Source organism: Planctomycetaceae bacterium, assembly GCA_039680605.1.
Lineage (GTDB): Bacteria > Planctomycetota > Phycisphaerae > SM23-33 > SM23-33 > JAJFUU01.
This window is the reverse complement of record JBDKTA010000054.1, coordinates 128,107-147,454: the sequence shown is the minus strand read 5'-3', so window position 1 is coordinate 147,454 and position 19,348 is coordinate 128,107. Positions and strand designations below refer to the sequence as shown.

Annotated in this window: 14 protein-coding genes; 9 read left to right on the top strand and 5 right to left on the bottom strand. The window is 65.1% G+C overall.

Going from position 1 to position 19,348, the window contains the following annotated elements; all coding sequences use genetic code 11:
* The first annotated feature begins 2 nt into the window (after positions 1 to 2).
* The 4 genes from ABFD92_17240 (at position 3) to ABFD92_17225 (ending at position 4,558) form a co-directional block, all read left to right on the top strand.
* The gene (locus tag ABFD92_17240) at positions 3 to 1,289 is read left to right on the top strand and encodes a class I SAM-dependent methyltransferase (protein ID MEN6506283.1); all 1,287 of its coding nucleotides are present in this window, start codon (positions 3 to 5) and stop codon (positions 1,287 to 1,289) included.
* A 23-nt stretch (positions 1,290 to 1,312) separates the two neighbouring features.
* Positions 1,313 to 2,536, top strand: coding sequence for a class I SAM-dependent methyltransferase (locus ABFD92_17235; protein ID MEN6506282.1), 1,224 nt, complete (start codon positions 1,313 to 1,315; stop codon positions 2,534 to 2,536).
* A 13-nt stretch (positions 2,537 to 2,549) separates the two neighbouring features.
* A complete protein-coding gene (locus ABFD92_17230) occupies positions 2,550 to 3,773 on the top strand; it encodes a class I SAM-dependent methyltransferase (GenBank protein ID MEN6506281.1) in 1,224 nt (407 codons plus the stop codon).
* Positions 3,774 to 3,874: 101 nt separating this feature from the next.
* Positions 3,875 to 4,558: a response regulator transcription factor gene (locus tag ABFD92_17225; GenBank protein MEN6506280.1), complete on the top strand. Its 684-nt coding sequence runs from the start codon at positions 3,875 to 3,877 to the stop codon at positions 4,556 to 4,558.
* An 85-nt stretch (positions 4,559 to 4,643) separates the two neighbouring features.
* On the opposite strand, the gene ABFD92_17220 is transcribed toward ABFD92_17225, so the two are convergent.
* From ABFD92_17220 to ABFD92_17205, 4 genes are all read right to left on the bottom strand, one after another.
* On the bottom strand, positions 4,644 to 7,076 hold the full coding sequence (locus tag ABFD92_17220; protein MEN6506279.1) for a hypothetical protein: 2,433 nt from the start codon (positions 7,074 to 7,076) through the stop codon (positions 4,644 to 4,646).
* A gap of 241 nt (positions 7,077 to 7,317) precedes the next feature.
* Positions 7,318 to 9,120: a PAS domain S-box protein gene (locus ABFD92_17215; GenBank protein ID MEN6506278.1), complete on the bottom strand. Its 1,803-nt coding sequence runs from the start codon at positions 9,118 to 9,120 to the stop codon at positions 7,318 to 7,320.
* A 126-nt stretch (positions 9,121 to 9,246) separates the two neighbouring features.
* Complete coding sequence (locus ABFD92_17210) at positions 9,247 to 9,507, bottom strand: type II toxin-antitoxin system HicB family antitoxin (protein ID MEN6506277.1); 261 nt, start codon at positions 9,505 to 9,507, stop codon at positions 9,247 to 9,249.
* A gap of 230 nt (positions 9,508 to 9,737) precedes the next feature.
* Positions 9,738 to 10,016, bottom strand: coding sequence for a DUF1540 domain-containing protein (locus ABFD92_17205; protein MEN6506276.1), 279 nt, complete (start codon positions 10,014 to 10,016; stop codon positions 9,738 to 9,740).
* 260 nt (positions 10,017 to 10,276) lie between these two features.
* Here ABFD92_17205 and gatC point away from each other — a divergent pair, with 260 nt between their 5' ends.
* From gatC to ABFD92_17180, 5 genes are all read left to right on the top strand, one after another.
* On the top strand, positions 10,277 to 10,579 hold the full coding sequence (gatC, locus tag ABFD92_17200; protein MEN6506275.1) for an Asp-tRNA(Asn)/Glu-tRNA(Gln) amidotransferase subunit GatC: 303 nt from the start codon (positions 10,277 to 10,279) through the stop codon (positions 10,577 to 10,579).
* A complete protein-coding gene (gene gatA / locus ABFD92_17195) occupies positions 10,576 to 12,075 on the top strand; it encodes an Asp-tRNA(Asn)/Glu-tRNA(Gln) amidotransferase subunit GatA (GenBank protein MEN6506274.1) in 1,500 nt (499 codons plus the stop codon). The genes gatC and gatA overlap by 4 nt, the downstream gene beginning before the upstream one ends.
* A gap of 265 nt (positions 12,076 to 12,340) precedes the next feature.
* The gene (gene gatB / locus ABFD92_17190; GenBank protein ID MEN6506273.1) at positions 12,341 to 13,816 is read left to right on the top strand and encodes an Asp-tRNA(Asn)/Glu-tRNA(Gln) amidotransferase subunit GatB; all 1,476 of its coding nucleotides are present in this window, start codon (positions 12,341 to 12,343) and stop codon (positions 13,814 to 13,816) included.
* 193 nt (positions 13,817 to 14,009) lie between these two features.
* Positions 14,010 to 15,437, top strand: a complete 1,428-nt coding sequence (locus ABFD92_17185; GenBank protein MEN6506272.1) for a hypothetical protein — start codon at positions 14,010 to 14,012, stop codon at positions 15,435 to 15,437.
* The gene (locus tag ABFD92_17180; protein MEN6506271.1) at positions 15,434 to 16,618 is read left to right on the top strand and encodes a pyridoxal phosphate-dependent aminotransferase; all 1,185 of its coding nucleotides are present in this window, start codon (positions 15,434 to 15,436) and stop codon (positions 16,616 to 16,618) included. The genes ABFD92_17185 and ABFD92_17180 overlap by 4 nt, the downstream gene beginning before the upstream one ends.
* Before the next feature lie 214 nt (positions 16,619 to 16,832).
* On the opposite strand, the gene ABFD92_17175 is transcribed toward ABFD92_17180, so the two are convergent.
* Positions 16,833 to 19,337, bottom strand: a complete 2,505-nt coding sequence (locus ABFD92_17175) for a hypothetical protein (GenBank protein ID MEN6506270.1) — start codon at positions 19,335 to 19,337, stop codon at positions 16,833 to 16,835.
* Between the last annotated feature and the right edge of the window lie 11 nt (positions 19,338 to 19,348).

The window sequence follows — 19,348 nt, the reverse complement described above, 5'->3', positions numbered from 1 at the left end:
CCATGAAGACATTGGCGGGCAAGAAACGACATGGCGTTGTCCAGTCGCCTCAATTTGAGCAGCGATGCCGGCAGGCACAGTGTCGCTCGTGCGGGCAAAAAGGGCTCGATGGCATCCTGGACCTGGGCGCCATGCCGCTGGCCGACGGGCTGCTCACCGCGGAGCAGTTGCATCAGAACGAGCCTCGCTATCCGCTGGAGCTGGCGTTCTGCCCGGCTTGCACGCTGGTGCAGATCGTCGAGACCGTGCCGCCGCAGGTGCTTTTCAGCGCCGACTACCCGTACTACTCCTCGTTCTCGGCGGCGCTGCTGGAGCATTCGCGCGACAATGCCCTGAACCTGATCGCCCAGCGCCGCCTCAACGCGCACAGCCTGGTCGTCGAAATCGCCAGTAACGATGGGTACCTGCTCAAGAACTTCGTCGAAAATCATATCCCCGTGCTCGGCATCGACCCCGCCGAAGGGCCCGTCCGCGCCGCGCGGGAGATCGGCGTGACCACCCTGCAGGAGTTCTTCGGTCTAGAACTCGCCCAGCGCCTGGTCGCCGAAGGTAAACAGGCCGACGTGATCATCGCCAACAACGTCCTGGCGCACGTGGCCGACACCAACGGGATCGTCGGCGGCATCGCCAAATTGCTCAAGAGCGACGGGGTGGCCGTGATCGAGGTGCCCTACCTGCGCGAGCTGATCGATCACTGCGAGTTCGACACCATCTATCACGAGCACCTGTGCTATTTCTCGGTGACGGCCGTCGAACGCCTGGCCCGGCGTCACGGGCTGTATCTCAATCGCATCCAGCAGTTGCCTATCCATGGCGGCTCGCTACGGTTGTTCCTGGAGTTGAAGGACAATCGCCGCAATTCGGTCACGGAGATGCTGGAGACGGAGAAGCGCCTCGGGATGGACCGGATCGATTACTACCGCAGCTTCGCGAGGCAGGCGGCGGCGCTGCAGCATCGCCTGCGCCGCCTGCTGGCGCGTCTGCAGGGGCAGGGCTGCTCTATCGCCGCGTACGGGGCGGCCGCCAAGGGCGCCGTCATGCTCAACAGCGTCCAGGCCGGGCCTGACACGATCCGTTTCGTGGTCGATCGCAACGTACACAAGCAGGGCAAGTACATGCCGGGCGTCCACATCCCGATCGATGCGCCGCAGCGCATCCTTCAGGACAAGCCCGACTACGTCCTGGTGCTGCCCTGGAACTTCAAAGACGAGATTCTCAGCCAGTGCCAGGACTACCGCGACCAGGGGGGACGCTTCATCATCCCCGTTCCGCGGCCGGTGGTTGTCTGACGCCTTCAATATAAGGAAACGCCATGAGTTCAGTATCGCCTGCCGTCGCGCCCGGGCGCGAAGTTTCGCCGATGATCCGGCAATGCCCGAACTGCCGGGAGGCGCAGATGCAGCCGTTTCATCATGTGCAGCGCATCGCGGTGCATTCGTGCCTGCTGGTCGACGATCGCGAGCAGGCGCGGAACTTCCCCGCCGCGTCGCTTTCGCTGGGGCTCTGCCCCGGCTGCGGGTTCATCGCCAACATGCGCTACGACGCCGCGAACCGCAATTACAGCCAGCGCTACGAAGAGACGCAGGGGTTCAGCCCGTGCTTCACTGCCTTCCAGCAGCGGCTGGTGCGAACGCTGATCGACCGCTACGGCGTCCGGGGCAAGCGGGTGCTGGAGATCGGCTGCGGCAAGGGGGAGTTCCTGGCCGAGTTGTGCATTGAGGGCGATAATCGCGGCATCGGGATCGACCCCGGATGCGTCAAGGAACGCCTCAGCCCCGCCGCAGCCAGCCGCCTGACCGTCATCAACGACTACTACAGGCCCGAGCACGCCGATCTGTCTGCCGACGTGATTTGCTGCCGGCACACGCTGGAGCACATACCGCAGACGCGGGGGCTGCTCGAGTCGATCCGCCGCTCGATCGGCGACCGCCAGGACACGCTGGTGTTTTTCGAGGTGCCCGACACGCTGCGGATCCTGGAGCACCTGGCGTTCTGGGACGTGTACTACGAGCATTGCTCGTACTTCACCTGCGGTTCACTGGCGCGGCTGTTTCGCTCGACCGGCTTCGACATCGACTCGCTTTACCTGGACTTCGACGACCAGTACATCATGCTTCTGGCGCGACCGGCGCCGCGCCCGACGCAGCCGCGCCTGGCGATCGAGGACGACCTGGCGCGCACCAGCGAAGGCGTCGCCACCTTCGCCGCCGGGGTCGAGAAGTCCATCACCGCTTGGCGCGAGCGAATCGGAACCGCCGCCGCCCAGGGACGCCGCTGCGTACTGTGGGGCTCGGGGTCCAAGGCCGTGGCGTTCCTGGCCGCCGTCGGTCTCGACGACCAGATCCACCGCGTCGTGGACATCAACCCCTACCGTCAGGGCCGCTTCATGCCGCTGACCGGTCAGCCGATCGTCGGCCCGCAGGATCTGCCCGCGTGCCCGCCGGATTACGTCGTGGTGATGAACCGTATCTACGAAGGCGAGATCCGGGAGCAATTGTCCCGGATGAACCTGGCCCCCACGCTGTGGTGCGTATGAGATGGGATGCCAAATGAGTCATGCACACGTCACACCCGATTCGCTCGCCGTTGCCACGGAAGCGACGGCCGCCCCGTGCGCACTTTGCGCCGACGGGGCCGTCGAGGAGTTCTTTGTCCTGCCCGGCGTTGCCGCAACCTGCAACCGGCTCTATGCCAGTCGCAGTGACGCGATGGCCGCCGCAAGGGGCGACCTGCGTCTGGTCTTTTGCCCGAGCTGCGGATACATCTATAACCGGGCGTTTCGCCCTGCCGCGGCGGCGTATGAACCCGGGTACGAGAACGCCCTGCAGTACTCCCAACGGTTTCGCCGCTACGCCCGGGCGCTGGCCAACTGGCTCATAGACCAAGCCGACCTGCACGACAAGGAGATCGTCGAGATCGGCTGCGGGGACGGCTTCTTCCTCAACGAACTCTGCCGGCAAGGCCGAAACCGCGGAACGGGATTCGACCCGGCGTACGTCCCCCGGCCGGGGCTGGATGAATCGCCGGCAGTGCGTTTTCGCCGCGAGTACTATCCGCCGAAGTCAGGTCACCAGTTGGCGGATCTGCTGTGCTGCCGACAGGTGCTCGAGCACCTTCCGGACCCGCTGGCGTTTCTGCAGCAGGTGCGCCAGAGCGTGCGGAGCCCCGACGCCGCCGCTCTGTTCATCGGCGTGCCCAATGCCCTGCCGATGCTCAAGGGCCTGGCCCTGTGGGACCTGCTTTACGAACATCGCAGTTATTTTCTGCCCGACACTTTGGTGCGGCTGTTGATCCGCTCGGGGTTTTCGCCTGCAATGGTTCGCGTGACGTACGGCGGGCAGTACCTGGCGGTGCTGGCGCTGCCCAGCGGCAGCTTTCCCGTCGACGTGGCGGCGCGAAGGCCCGGGGTACAGACCGCCCGCCTTGTCGGGGCGTTCGCCGGGTTGTTCGCCCGGCGCCTGGAGCAATGGCAGAAGCGCCTGGAGGAGTACCGCCGCCTGGACAAGCGGGTGGTCTTCTGGGGCGCCGGAACCAAGGGCGTCGTGCTGCTCAACGCGCTGAGCGGGGCCGAAGAGTTGGTGGAATGCGTTGTCGACGTCAATCCGCGCAAGCAAGGTCTGTTCGTTCCGCTCTGCGCGCACGAGGTGGTCGCCCCAGAATCGCTGCGGGCATGGCCGCCGAAGGTGGTTGTCGTGATGAACGCCCTGTACCGGCGCGAGGTGCGCCAGAAATTGGAAGAGTTGGCGATTCACGCCGACGTGGTGACGGCCTGATGGGTACAATTATGGCGAACGATCTATCGGGGGCTGACGAGGCCAGACGTCTGCCGGAGGTTGCAGCGCCGGATGTACTTGAACAAACTTAGGGGGCGCTCATGGCAGGAACCGAGACCCAGACACTGGTCAAGAAGAAGGTGCTCGTGGTGGATGACCACCCCGTGACGCGCCGGGCGATCGCGTCGCTGCTGGCGACGACCGAGGACCTGACGCTGGCCGGGGAGGCCGCCGACGTGAGCGGCGCCCTCAAGGCGATCGAGACCCATCGCCCCGACATGGTCATCGTCGACATGCGCCTGCGCGACAGCAACGGGATCGACCTGCTCAAGGACATCCACGTGCGCTGGCCCAAGCTGCCGGTGCTGGTGTTCTCCATGCGGGACGAGTCGTTCTTCGCCGAACGCACGCTGCGCGCGGGGGCGCGAGGCTACGTCTCCAAAACCCGCGACCCCGACGAACTCATCGAAGGCATCCGCAGCGTCCTGGCCGGGGGCATGTACGTCAGCAGCGAATTGGCCGAAGCCATGGTCGAGAAGTTCGTCGAAACCCCCAACGCCGCGGCCGGCACGTCGCTGACGTCGCGCCTCAGCGACCGCGAATACGAAGTCTTCGAACTCATCGGCGAGGGCCTGCCCATGTCCGAGCTGGCCAAACGCCTGCATATCAGCGTCAAGACCGTCGAGTCGCACCGCGACCACATCAAAAAGAAACTCAAGGTCGGCAGCTCAACCGAACTGCTCAAAATGGCCATCGAGTGGGTGCAGTCACGAGGAGGAGGATGAGAGGAGAGAAACAAATCCGAAATCCGAATCTCGAAATCCGAAACAAACAGCAAAAAAACAAAGACGGGTGGCATGGCGACCCGTCTTATTGTTTCTTTCTCGTTTCCCCTTTTGTTTCTTGTTTCGGATTTCGAGATTCGTATTTCGGATTTGTTTTCAGGGTAATCAGCGCTTTCCGCGCCACGTCGCCCGGGCTGTCGAGCGGCACATTGTACGTCTGCCGCCATGTCTGGGTCTGAGGGTCGTAATCCGTCTGCCAGAAGTCCGCTCCATGCCGCGACTGGTCGACCAGCGACTCCTTGCCATCTACCGACATCCACAGAGAGTGATCTCTGTAGCTCTTGAGGCCGCTGAATGTCACGGGCACATATCCCACGCCGCCGGTAATCTCAACGGCGGCTGTCTGATCGGCAGCCACTTTCACCTGCGGCGGGTAAGCTCGCTCCAGTGTTCCAGCGAGCACGTTCACCTGCAGCGTGTTCCCCGCGGCCTGGCGGGCAACAGCTTGCCAACTGTCGCCGATGGTCTTGAGCGACGTGCGGAGGTTTTCGTTGGGGCCGTAATAGTCCGCCGCCCGCACGGGCAGGATCACCATCTCGACCACAAACTCGATGTAGTCCCCGGCGCGGAAATCATTTGTCGCACACACCAGAGCCGCCGAGGCGTGCTTGCCCTGACTGGTGCCGATGATCGCGCCGTGCGGCGCGACGCTCTTGCCGCCCACGCCAGCCTGCCACTGCCGCACGATCATCCCGCGATTGGCCCACGCGCCGCCCTGGGGCGGCTTGAACCCCCCGGCGCCGTGCAGCGACATCCATGAACCCGCCCCGGCCAGCGGGAACGTCTGCTGATAGCCCTGCCGATGGGCTGCCGCCGCTTCGCCGATCATGCGCTGGCCCTGGCCCCAGGCGATTTGCGAGGCGTCCGGGTCGTTGTACCGATCGGCGCCCAGGCGGAAAAGCTCCAGCCGCTTGGCCTGGATTGCGCGGTGAAAGTCATATCGCACATGGTAGTAGCCGCGCGTGATGTCGTCGCACCGCGGGCTCGATGCCGTCGCCCGCATCGAGATCGCCCCGTCGGGGCTGATCCCGGCGTACGTCACGTCCGTCAGGCACGGGCCGTACTGGCGGTAATGCGTCCGCATGCGCGTGAAGAAGCGGCGCCCGCCGTTGCCGATGTGATAGTCGCCGAAGTCGCCGCCGCCGACGTTCTGAGTCCAGCTCCATTTCGCCTCGGGCCTGGGCCCCATCGCCCAGACCATCAGCGGCCTCACGTCGTCGATCATGCCGCGATTGAGATTGACGTCGGGATCGTAGCAAATGCTCTCGCCCCAACTGCCGATGGCGGCCTGGTCCCAGAGCTGATTGACGCCCCAGCCGATCAGGCAGAGCTGGGCGTGCGAGACGGCCGGAACCATCCCCCACCACCCGTGGGCGATCGTCAACTCGCACTCGACGGTTTCGCCGGCGGGCACACGAAGCTGCGTGAAGGCGTGCAGCCACGGGCCCTGATACAGAGACGGTTCGCCTGGTTTGCGGTGCCAGTTCTTGGAAATCTGCACGGGCACACCGGTGGGGTTGCCCGCCGCGTCGCGGATCATCGGCGAGATGCCGGTGATATGCGGCACACGATCGTCGTCGGCGAAGAGCAACCGGAACGTCTGCGGGCGATCCGAGGGATTCCTCAATCGCAGCGCGACACGATCGAGCCTGTCGCCCGCCTCGCCGTTGAACCAGGCCGCATCGGGCAACTCCACGCGATGCCACTGTCGCGCGGCGTCATACGCCACCGCCACCGGTTTGGCGGTGCGCAACTCAGTGCCTTCAACCCGTCCGGGCGGCGCGGCAGGGGCGACCCGCACCCATCCCTGCCCGTCGGAGGCCGCCAGCGTCAGCGCAGCGCTGCGACGCGACAGGTCGTTCCAAGGCTTTTCGGACTCGGCCGTGCCGAATGTCTGCCCGCCGGCAGTGATCTCGATGGCAAGGGCGGCGCGGGCATACGTGTGGCGAGGCGAAACCTCCAGCATGAAGCTCACGCGGTCCGGCCAGGCGATAATTTCCAGCCGCCCCGCAGCATCAAGCTTGCGGCCGGAGGAATCGGCAAAGACCAGTTCCTCGATATCCGCACGCTGGACAAACCGTCCGCTTTCGATAATGCGGGCGGCCGCGGCGCCGCCGGTGCATGTGTACCACGCGCCGCCCGCCCGGACGCGCAGCGACAGGGCAGCCTGAGGCAGCGAGAAGACAGCCGCGTTGTCCTGTACCGCCGCCTCGTCGGCCGTGACGGGCTTGGCGATAACGCCCAGGTGCGTCAGTTTCGCGCCCGGCACGTCCACGGCCATGCCCCAGTGCCCGCTCTGAAGGGCCAGCACCCGCCGCGGATCGCGCCAACCGTGGGCCCACCACATGAAGGTATAGTCACGGACGGCGGGCATCGCACTGGAAGGGAACACGGCGTTCTCCCGGGCAAGGGCCGCTGCGCCCGTCAATGCAAGCGTCAGGAAAACAGCGGCGGGCATCGAAGGCTTCTGATGGAAGTTCACGATGCTTCTTGAACCCGGCCCAGGACGAGAGGTGCGGGAGAAACAAATCCGAAATACGAAACTCGAAATCCGAAACAAACAGCTAAAGGGCAAAGAAACTAAACAACAAGGAATCAAATCAACATTTGCCTCGCCTTTCTTTTTGTTTCTTGTCGTTTTCCTCCTTTGCTTCTTGTTTCGAATTTCGAGTTTCGAATTTCGGATTTGTTTTCGCGGGTCAACAGTCTTCAGCCAGGGCGGGCTGTTTGGTCAGGCGCCAGGCCGGAACGGCGACGGTGACCTCGGTCCCACCGGCGGGGCCTTTTGTGATCGTGATGCCTCCGCCGATGATGCCGGCCCGGTAGCTCATCGTGCGCATCCCCATTCCATGCGTTACCGGCGCCGCCGTGCTCAGGCCCACGCCGTCGTCGGCCACCGTCAGCACCAGTTCGTCCTCCCTGGCTGCCAGGGCAATGCGGATGGAGGACGCCCTGGCATGTTTGACGGCGTTGTTGACGGCCTCGCTGGCGATGTGATAGAGGTTGTCTGCCGCCAGATCGTCGTCGATTGGCATATTGCACCGGTCGCTGAAGTCGCAGGGCAAACCGGAGGCGTTTCGCACCTCGATGCAGAGCGATTCGAGCGCCCGACGCAGTTCGGCGGCCTTGATCACCACCGGGTCGAGCCCGCGTGCCAGGCATCGGGTCCGGTCGAGGGCTTTTCGGGCCAGTTCAACGGCCTGCTGTGCCAGGGGCACGGCTTGGGGCACGGCCGCGGCGATCTTCTTGCTCAGGGCCTGCACGATCAACTGCAGGGCGGTCAGATCCTGCCCTAGGGTGTCGTGCAGATCGCGCCCGATGCGGCGGCGTTCAGACTGGCTGGCCTCGCCCAGGTCGCGCTGGAGTCGGCGTTGTTCGCTGATATCGACGCCCAGTTGCAGGACCACGACCGTACCGTCGCTGTCGAGGAACGGATACCCCCAGACGTGGAAGGTTCGCTGATGGGCATCCGTCCATTCCCACTGGGCGGCCAGCCCGGTAGTGAGGATGTTGCCCGTGTGCGGATCGCAGGTCCCGGCGTGTTTGTCGTGCAGGTCCGGGACGGGACAGGGGCACTCGCCGTCGCAGCGGAAGAACTCCCGGTACGCGTGGTTGCAGAACCGCAGCATGCCCTGTCCGTCCAGCAGCGCCACGTAGCCGGGAAGCTGGTGGAGCAGCGAGAACAGGCGCTGCCGCTCGCGCTGGGCGCGCGTTTGCGCCTCGCGACGCTGCGTCACGTCATAACCGACGCACAGAATTTCCGCGACCGTGCCGTCGGCCTTGCGCATGGGCGTGTTCGCCCAGGAGATCCAGACCCGACGCCCGTCGCGGCAGATGCTCTCGCGCTCGCAGACGCCGTGACGCTCGGGATGACTGCCCAGGTCGCGGATCAGCGCCGTCATGTCGCGACCGGCCGAATCGTGCGGCGGGACGATCGTCCCCACGACGTGGCGGCCGAGAATTTCCGTCCGCGCGAAACCGAAGAACTCCAGCGCATAGCGGTTGATGAACGTCACGTATCCGTTGGGGTCCTGCCGCAGGATGATGCTGTTGGCGTTTTCGACCAGGTCGCGGTAGCGCTGCTCGCTGCGGCGGCGGAGTTCCTCCACGTTGCGGCTGTCGGAAATATCGCGCAGGACGAGTTGAACGGCTTCGCAGCCCGAGGCCGGGTCGACCACCATGAAGGCGTCGGCCAGCAGCCACTTGCTCCGCCCCTCGCCGGTGCGCACGCGGTATTCGCTGCGTCGCACGCCCTGGGTGACGACCTGGACCGGGGCCTTGGGCTCGTCGAAATCGATCAGGTCGAAGAGCCGCTTGCCGATCAGGTCGCCGGCATAGGAAACCTGGTTCTGCAGGTCCATGATGACGATGGCGTTGTCGTCGATGTGCAGGATCGTCCCATCGGCGAGCCTGTAGCGGCACAGGCCGATACCGGCCAGTTCGACCGCCTCAAGGCGGATGCGGTTGAGTTCTTCGTTGGAAATTGCGGCGGCGTATTCCATGGTGTCCTCGAAGTGTTGAAATCATAGTACGGCGCCGCGGGCAAAAACGACAAGAAGATGGGTATATGAAACCAGATCCGCCGCCTTGGACTTCTCCTGGCTCTGTGAGCTCTGCATGCCGCAATCTCATGTCGACCATGTGAAATCGGCTGCCTCGACCTCAGCCGGTTCTCCCGGTGCGCTGATGCGTCGCCTGCTGAAATATTGCCGGGCCAACTGCCGGGGCAGAATGTCTTCAAGATTCTCGAGGTATCCCCTGGCCGCCAGTTGCACTCTCTCCAGGGCTTCCCGCCGCGTCTGCCCGCAGGCGCGGCAACCGGGCAGCGCGGGGCACCACGCGCGATAGGTTCCGTCTGTCTGCCGCATGACCTGGGCGACAAGTTTCATACATAACCCCTTGCGTAAACGGAGAACGAGGGTACATCGCCATCGGGACTGTATGGCCGGGCGGCAACGGCCGTCTATAGGGTCCTGTGCGGTTTGCGTGCTGGGGCGGCAACTCAGGGCGCTGGGCGTCAACGCCTACGGCCATGCCCGGGGCGAGCCTGGAGGGATGCGGCAATGGCCCGCCGGCGCCTCCCCCACGCGCCGGCGAGCCTGATTCTATGTTGCCGCAATCAGCGTTTGCTGAAGGTCAGACAGTCCGCGCCGCTGCCTTTGGACCCCACGTTGATATTGGGCGCCCAGCACTCTAGGTAGCGGTTATGCATGCAGGCGGAGACTTTGCACGCTCCGACGCCGGCGATCGACGCCGGGTCGCCGCCCTTGGACTGGCCCTGGCAATACGTGTCGCACTGGGGATTGTCCCCGTCCCCGATCGTTACCGCCAGAGCGTGACACTCCCGCTCGCGGTTGAAGCTGCAATCTGTGGCATCGCACTGAATGACGCGTGGCATGTTCATCATGGTTCACCTCGCCGCCTGCACAAGCTGGCTGGCCAATCAGCACAGGCGTTCAAAAGGATTATTGGCGCCTTCGGGCGAAACCTCAATCAGAGAGCCGCCCGGTTCTAGCGCACGGGCATTCACCTACCGGGCGAGGCAAAAGACCCCAGCGCGAGGACGGAAAAAGCCGCCGCGCCGCCTGTGATTCTTGACAAGGGCGGGCCAATCGCCAATCATAGGCCCCTGCGACGTCTGGCAGTGGGAGCTTTGATATGAGCAAAAATGTGGACGAAGCCCTGGTCCGCCACATCGGCGTGCTGGCCCGCGTGGAACTGACCGACCCGGAGGTTGAGTCTCACGCCGCCCAGTTGGGCGCCATCCTGGAATACTTCGACAAGCTCAACGAACTGCCCACCGACGGCGTCGAACCGATGGTCCACGCGATGGAGCTGTCCAACGTGCTGGCCGACGACACGCCCGAGCCCTCGCTGACCAGCGAGCAGGCCCTGCAAAACGCCCCCGCCCGCGACGGCGACTACTTCAAGGTCCCCAAGGTCATCGGAGAGAGCCAATGAGCGCGATCACCGATCTTTCCGCGGCGGAACTGGCGGCCGCCATCGCCGCCGGACGCGCCGGCGCCGAAGAAGCGGCCAAAGCGTATCTGGCGGTCATCGAGCAGCGAGAAGGTCAGATCGGCGCCTTCAACGAGGTGCTGGCCGATCGCGCGCTCGACGAGGCCCGCGCCATCGACCGCCGCCGCGCCGCGGGAGAGCCTCTGGGCCCGCTGGCCGGCGTGCCGGTAGCCATCAAGGACAATCTCTGTACGGCGTACGGGCGAACCACCTGCTCGTCGCGGATGCTTGAGAACTTCCAGGCTCCCTATACCGCCACGGCCGTCGGCAAACTCCAAGACGCCGGGGCGGTCATCATCGGCAAGACCAACATGGACGAGTTCGCGATGGGCTCGTCGACGGAGAACAGCGGTTTTGGCCCGACGCGCAACCCGTGGGACGTTTCGCGCGTTCCGGGCGGGTCCTCCGGCGGCAGCGCCGCGGCGGTGGCGGCGGGGATGTGCCCTGCCGCACTGGGCAGCGACACCGGCGGGTCGATCCGCCAACCGGCGGCCCTGTGTGGCGTCGTCGGGCTCAAGCCCACCTATGGGCGCGTCAGCCGATACGGCCTGGTGGCGTACGGGTCGAGCCTGGACCAGATCGGCCCGCTGACGCACGACGTGACCGATTGCGCACTGCTGACGCGGGTGATCGCCGGCTACGACCGCGCCGATTCGACGTCCATCCCCCAGGACGTGCCGGACTATCTCGCGGCGATCGAAAAGCCCATCGCCGGCCTGCGGGTGGGTCTGCCCAAAGAGTTCTTCTCGCAGGCCCTTGATAGCGAGATACGCCAGGCGGTGCTGGCAGCCGGCGAGGCGATCAAGGCCGCCGGCGCCCGGATCGTCGAGGTCTCTCTGCCGACCAGCCGCGTCGACAGCGACGGCGACGGAAAGCTCAGCAGCTTTGCAGTGGCATGCTACTATATCGTCGCCAGCGCCGAGGCCTCGAGCAACCTGGCCCGCTATGATGGCGTACACTATGGCTATCGCACGCCGGCCAAAGTGGACGACATCGTCGATCTGTACTGCCGCAGCCGCGCCGAAGGGCTCGGCGCCGAGGTCAAGCGGCGGATCATGCTCGGGGCATACACGCTGTCCAGCGGTTATTACGACGCGTATTACCTCAAGGCCCTGAAGGTGCGGCGCCTGATCAAGAACGACTTTGACCGCGCGTTCCAGTCGTGCGACCTGCTGCTGTGCCCCACGACTCCGACGACCGCGTTCAAGCTCGGCGAGAAGACGGCCGACCCGCTGACGATGTACCTGGCCGACGTCTACACCCTGAGCGTGAACCTGGCCGGTCTGCCGGGCCTGAGCGTGCCGGCCGCCATCAGCGCCGCGGGCCTGCCTATCGGAATGCAACTGATCGGCCCGGTCTTCAGCGAAGGCCGCCTGCTTCAAGTGGCAAGGGCGTACGAAACCGCAACCGGCATAACGCGACTGAAACCACCTCAGTAACGCGGATGGATGGAAGATTGGAAGATTGGAAGATTGGGTGGCATGGCGACACGCGAAGCGGGTCGACATGGATGGATGGATGGATGGATGGAATTTCAGTAGTTAGCGGCGGGGCTTGCCCCGCGCGGTTTCTTCCCTGGCGCCGGGCCAGGGAAACAACCGCGTCGAGCAAGCTCGACCGCTAACAGGGCGCGGCATGACGGCGCGATTGGTTTTTTCGTCCTCGTCGTCGGTTTTTAGGTTTTCGTTTTTCGGCGGATAGACAATGGTTGACCAAAACGACATCGTCCTGCCCATCATCGGCCTGGAGATCCACGTCGAGCTGGATACTCAGACCAAGATGTTCTGCCGTTGTCGCAACCGCTTCGGCGACCCGCCCAACACCAACGTCTGCCCCGTGTGCATCGGCATGCCCGGCGTGCTGCCGGTGATGAACCGCCGCGCGGTCGAGCTGTCCATGAAAGTCGGCATGGCGTTGGGCTGCCAGGTCGCCTCCGTCACCAAGTGGGACCGAAAGAGCTACTGGTACCCCGACCTGCCCAAGAACTACCAGATCAGCCAGTACGACCTGCCCCTGAGCAGCAACGGCCTGCTGGAAGTGCCGCTGGCCGATGGCGCGACCAAGGCCGTCCGCATCTTGCGGGCGCACCTGGAAGAAGACGCCGGGAAAAACGTACACGACCTGCCCTCGGGCACCGGGGTGGACCTCAACCGCGCCGGCGTGCCGCTGCTGGAGATCGTCTCGCAGCCGGACATGAACAGCGTCGAGGAAGCCGCCGCCTACGCGCGGACCATGCAGCGCCTGGTGCGATGGCTGGGCGCCAGCCTGGCCAACATGCAGATGGGCCACATGCGCTTCGAGCCCAACATCAACCTGCACATCACCCGCGGCGGCAAGGTACACAAGACGCCGATCGTCGAGGTGAAGAACCTCAACAGCTTCCGCTCGCTCGAGGGCGCGGTGGCCTGGGAGATCCGCCGCCAGTACGCCGCGTGGCAGGAAGACCCCGAAGGCTTCACGATCGAACGCCAGGGCAAGCAGAACCGCGGATACGACGACGCGACCGGCCAAACCGTCTTCCAGCGCGGCAAGGAAGAAGCCCACGACTATCGCTACTTCCCCGACCCGGACCTCGTGAGCGTACAGCCCGACCAGGCTTGGCTCCAGGCGATCGCTGACAGCATCGGCGAATTGCCCCTGGCACGGCGGCAACGCTACATCGACCAGTACCGCCTGACCTTCAAAGAGGCCGACGCCCTCACCCAGGACGCCCCCACCGGCGACCTGCTCGACGCGGCTGTGGCGGCAGGGGCCGATCCCAAGCGATGCGTCAACCTGATGCTCTCGCGGGGTTCGGCCATCGCCAACGAGCGCGGATGCAGCATTGCCCAGATCGGTCTCTCGCCTGCGCCGCTGGCGGAGTTGGCGATCATGCTGCACAGCGGCCAGGTCAACGCCACCGCGGCGGCGAAGATTTTCGACCTGATGCTCGACGGCCGACAGACTCCCGCCGCCATCGCCGCCGAACAGGGCCTGTTGGCCGTGACCGAGGCGGGCGAGGTGGAAGCCTGGGTCGATGCGGCCATCGCCGCCAATCCCCAGGCCGCCGGCGACGTCCGCGAGGGCGGCAAGAAGGCCAAGAAGGCCTTCGGGTTCCTGACCGGCCAGGTGATGCAGGCCTCGCGCGGAGCGGCGAATCCCCAGCAGGTGCAGGAGATTTTGACTCGCAAGCTGGGGTAATATCAAAAGGACTTCAGGGACTGCAAGGACTGCAACGCCCAGGAGCGACAGCCCTGGCCGCGGTCCCTGCAGCCCTTGCGGTCCCTTGGGTGCGTTTCCCGTTTTTCTTCGTTCGCGAAAAGGGCTTGAAAGTGTCGATATCACTTCAGATAATTGGTCTTACGCCTACTTGGCGTCAGAAGGAGTCTGCCCAATGGCCCGTGTAGTCCAGCGCCGCAAGGCCCCGCCGTACGCCCTGATCGTCTTTGTCTTCCTGTTCCTGGTGGCATCCGCCCTGGCGGTGCATCAGTACATCCAGCGCGATGAGGCGGACAAGAAGACCCGCAAGGCCGAACAGGACAATGAAGCCTGGATCTCCAAGGCGGAACGTGATAAGCCGCGCATTGTCGACATGGTGACCACGTACCAGAACGACAAGCAGAATCAGCGCGTGCCCCGGACGGTGACCGACCAGATGCAAAGCCAGATTCGCGAGCTGGTCGCCCGCATCAACGGCATCGCCGGCGACAACGCCGACACCGCCATCAGCGCCGTCGATTCCTTCTACAAGCAGATCGGCAGCCAGCGCGGGCTGTTGACCGAGGCGGCAGACCTGCTCACGCAGCGCGACAATGCCGACAAGCTCGTCAAGGAAATGCAGGGCACCGTCAGCAAGGTCAATATCGAACTGACCGGCGCCCGAAAGTACGCCACCGAAATCTCCGACAAGTACAAGGAGAACCTCGCCAGCCGCGACGCGCAGATCATCGAACTGCGCGAACAGATGACGGCGCTGGGCGCGGAAAAAGACAAGATCCTCGAACTGGCCAAGAAAGAAAACGCCGACAAGCTGGTCGAGAAGACCGAGGCCATTAAGCAGACCACCGAGCAGATGCATGGCGTCAACAAGAGCGCCCGCGAGTGGAAGCGCAAGTTCGAAGAAGTCCGCGAGAAGATCGCCCAGAAGACCAAACGCATCGAAACCGCCACCGCCCCCGATGGCAAGATCCTTCGCCTGGCCGATGAAGGCGGGCAGTTCGCCTATATCAACCTCGGCTCACGCGACGGCGTCGAGGTCGGCCACATCTTCTCGGTCTTCCCCCAGAGCGGCATTCCCAAGCTCGGCGACAACCCGGAAGAGGTCCAGAAGGCCTCGCTGACGGTCGTCAGCGTCGGCGACGAAGTCTGCCGCTGCCAGGTGACCGATCTGAAAAAGAAGGACAACCCGGTCATAGCCAACGATCTGATTGTCAACGTCGCCTTCGACTCGATCCGAAAGTGGAAGTTCGTCGTGGAAGGCCTCTTCAACCTCCACGGGCCAGACACCGGCGCCAGCGAACAGGGCAACGTTGAAGTCACGCTGCTGCTGCGACGACTGGGCGCCGAAGTCACCGACGTGCTCGATGTCGATGTCGACTTCCTCGTCCTGGGCGTCGAGCCGCCGGCCCCCAAACGTCCCGAGGACGAAGCCCCGCCGCAGGTGTGGGAAGCCTACAAACAGGCGGACAAGGTCCGCAAACGCCACGCCGAGATGCGCAAGGCCGCCAGCGAATTGCGCATCCCCATCATCAACACTAACACGTTCCTGGCCATGACCGGCTACACCCCGATCAAGGCCTTGAAGGAAGTCCCGCCCCGATGAAGCTCGCCCGCAGGATTGAAAGCGTTGGCGCCAGCGCCACCATCGCCATAACCACCCGCGCACGACAGCTTCGAAGCGAAGGCGTCGACGTCGCTAATTTCGGCGCCGGCGAACCGGACTTCGACACGCCGGATTTCATCAAGGACGCCGCCAAGAAGGCCCTCGATGCCGGCGACACCAAGTACGTGCCCCAGAAGTCCAAGGCCCTGCTGGACGCCATCGTCGAGAAGCTCCGGCGGGAAAACGGCCTCACCTACGCCCCCGAGCAGATCGTCATGGCCTTTGGCGGCAAGCACGCCCTGGCGGCCGTCATCGACGTCCTCGTCGACGCCGGCGACAAGGTGCTGATCCCCGAACCGTACTGGGTGAGCTATCCGGAGATGGTGCGACTGGCTGGCGGCGAGCCCGTGTTCATCCCCACTGGTCGCAAGCAGGACTTCAAGATCACGCCCCAGCAAGTGCTCGATTACGCCCGCGGCGCCAAGTGCCTGATCCTGAACTCTCCCTCGAACCCTACCGGCGTGACGTACACGCCGGATGAACTTTCCGCCATCGCCCAGGCCGTCCTCAAGACCGACCTGATCGTGCTGTCGGATGAAATCTACGAAAAGCTGGTCTACGGCGCGACGAAGTTTGTCTCCTTCGCCGCCCTTGACCCCGCCCTGCCGGCCCGCACCATCACCTTCAACGGCCTGTCCAAGGCGTTCTCGATGACTGGCTGGCGTTTGGGATGGTTCGCCGCTCCCAAGGACGTCGCGGGCGCCGTCCGGCGCCTGATGGACCACCAGACGACCAACCCCGTCAGCTTCGCCCAGGCCGCCGCCCTGGCCGCCTATACCGACCCGCGCGCCGCCGCAACCATTGAGGTCATGCGTCAAGAGTTTGAGAATCGCGGCCGCCACATGGCCAAACGCCTCAACGCCATCAAGGGCATTTCGTGCGTCGAGCCTACCGGCGCGTTCTACTGCTTCCCGGACGTCAGCGCCCACTACGGCCGCACGCTGGCGGGTATCAACGTCACCGACTCGATGAGCTTTGCCAAGGCCTCGCTGGAAGGCGCGGGCGCCGCATTGGTTCCCGGCGCCCCCTTCGGCGACGACGCCTGCGTGCGCCTGAGCTTCGCCATCAGCCTCGACGAGATCAACCGCGGCCTCGACCGCCTGGAAAAGCTCCTGGCGTAGATAGGAAACCTCGCGGCGAAGAAAACGATCCCCGCCTCTCTTTGTCTCCCGTCGCCGCAAACGAGCCGCGATTGCGCCGGCCGCGCTTGCCACGCGGTAGCCTCGACGGGTTGATTCCACGCCAACAACAGCCAAGATGGCGTCGCTGCCGGGAAGTGAAGTTGTGGCCTAAGCCGGGCATGCTCGGGCGAACTGTCGTCCTGCTTCGAATCGGCTAATCCTGCAATTCGATAATCGGGGCGGTCAGCGGCTTGGCCGGGGCGGTCTTCGGTGCGGCGGGGGCCGGTGGCTGGGGCGGGGCTTCGCTCGCCGGCGCAGGCACGGCCGGGGCGACGGGGGCGGCCGGAGTCGGGGCGGTTGCTGGTGCGGTTGCCGGTTGGGTGGCCGGGGCGGGCAGGGCCGCCTCAGCCATCAGCGAGACCTGCATGTCGGCGTCTGAGAGCATCGTTCGAGCCAGTTCCGGATCGGCCGGAGCGGCCAGTTCCGCCACGCGCAAGCGCACCAGCGGGCTGGGATCATCCTTGAGGTTCCGGGCCATCCGAACGATATCGTCGCGTCGCGGCAGGCGGGCCAGTTGAGCGAGCATCTCGGCGCGGATCACCGGCTCGGGGTCGGCGAGCAGCGTCTTGACCACCGCGGGCAATTCAGCAGCGCCCTTTGCGGCTGCGGGCTGGCTCGCGCCGTCCACAGACGCCATCATCGAGGCGGTCTGGGCGGCGGCAAGGAACCGGGTAGCCGCCGGGGCGGTCGGCTGGGCGTTTTGCTTGAGAACGCCTGCAACGTCATAGAATACGCCGTCGCCTTTGAGTTCGCCCAGTGCGGTGCGGCGGATGGTGATCGCGGGCACGGAAATGCTGCCCAGCCCGCCGGAAAACTGTCCCCCGCACGGCTGGGGGTCGACGATGCCCGAGCAGGTAATGGTGTAGCTCTTGAAGCAGTTCTGGAAGAGTTCCCTGCCCAGAGGCCCGATGTCGAGCCGGACGCGCCACGAGACGCTCTTGCCGGGTTCAAGGCGGCTCGGTGTCGGCCAGAGCACCAGGGGCAACTGGTTAGGATTGAAAACTGCCGGCGCGCCGCTGCCGGCGCGGTCGCTTTTATCGGCGAGGGTGACGGTCAGGCCCATCGAGGGGATCATCGCCCGGACGGGGCTGGGGGCGCCCCATCCGCCCAAGGGCACGGCGATGTTGGAGATGTTGGTCAACGTCGCGTCGAGATAGATCGGCTCGCCGGGTCGCACGCTCTCGGCCGGCGATGCAAGGCGGACGGCGAGGAACTTACCGGGGGCGGTGGCCATCTCGACATACCGCCCGTCCAGGGTCTCGATGAGTTTGGCGACGTCGCCGCTGCCGCTGACGGGCGGCACGGGCATCGAGATCTGCTTGGCCATCTGTCGCAACGTGCGGGCGGCCGGTCCGGTGCGCTGGAGGTTCAGCCCCGCGACGATCATCTGCCGCTGCGCCTCGGCGGCGCCGGTCCGGGCGTAGTGTTCAGCCAGCGCGACGGCGGCATAGATGTTCTGTCTGGCCAGTTGGGACAGGAATTCGATGGCGCCTTTGACGGTGGCCTCGTCGGGAGACTTGAGCTGCGCGGCGGCGAGGATGCGTAGCAGATTGGCGTTTTGGGGCTCGGCCGCCAGCGCCCGCCGGGCCAGGCTGACGGCCATGGTCTCATCGGGCATGGCAACGGTGTAGAAGACAGCGACTTTCTCCAGCACGTCCGGCGAGGGCGAGGCGGCCAGGAGCTTTCCCAGTTGCGACCGCAATTCCTGGGTCTGGGCCTGGGCCTCCTGCTTCTGTCCGTTGAGGGAGTACGCCTCGATGATCAACATTCGCAGGTCGATGCTGTCGGGGTACGCCTCCAACAGCGGTTTGAAGGTCTCGACGGCGACCTTGTACTGTGCGGCGTCGAGCAGGGCGTTGCAGTACGGCACGGCCAGCGCCAGCGGCGGCGCCTGGAGGCGGCATCGCGTGGCCACCAGGCTCCAACTTACCCAGTAAAACCATGCGGAGCGATCATGGAGCCCCTGCTCGCCCAGCAACGCCGCCAGTTGTGCCGCCGTCGTCGCCGAGAACGGATTGGCCCGAAACTGTCGCAACCGCACGTCGGCCCGATCGAGCGCGGTGGGTTTGTTGCGGCGGCTGAGCCACTCCTCCAGGGCGTTCGTGTTTGCGCCGTCGATGCGGATGGCGCCGACGATGGCTCGATCGGCGTCCTCGGGATATCCCTGCTTCGACAGCAGCGCCGCCTGTTGGCCGGCGGCTTCGGAGCGGACCGCGGCGGGAACTTCGGCATCGTCGATGAGGCGTTGAAGAAGGGCGGCTCGCGCCTCGATGGATTGCTGGGCGGGGTATTCCGCCATCAACCATCGCATCCAGGCGACATAATCGTCGCGGTGGGTTTTGAGGTACGCCGCCCACGCCCGTGCGGCCTGGACCGAGCGGTCGACCTGGACGCCTTTGCCCGCCTGTTCGTATAACTCGCCCAGCAGCCGCTGGACGGCAGGGTCGCCGGGGGTGAATCGTTCGGCCATCTGTGCCAGCGCCAGCACGCGGGCGTTGACGTCGCCTTCCATCGCCGAGGCCAGGAGGCTTCTACCGGCCAGGTCCGCCAGCGCAGCGTCGCCATGGGAGGCTGTGGCGGCAGCGGGCGCAGTGCTCTGAGCGGCCAGCGGGGCGGCGCCGGCCAGCACCGCCATCCCCATCAGAATATACGTTCGCATTGAACGACCTC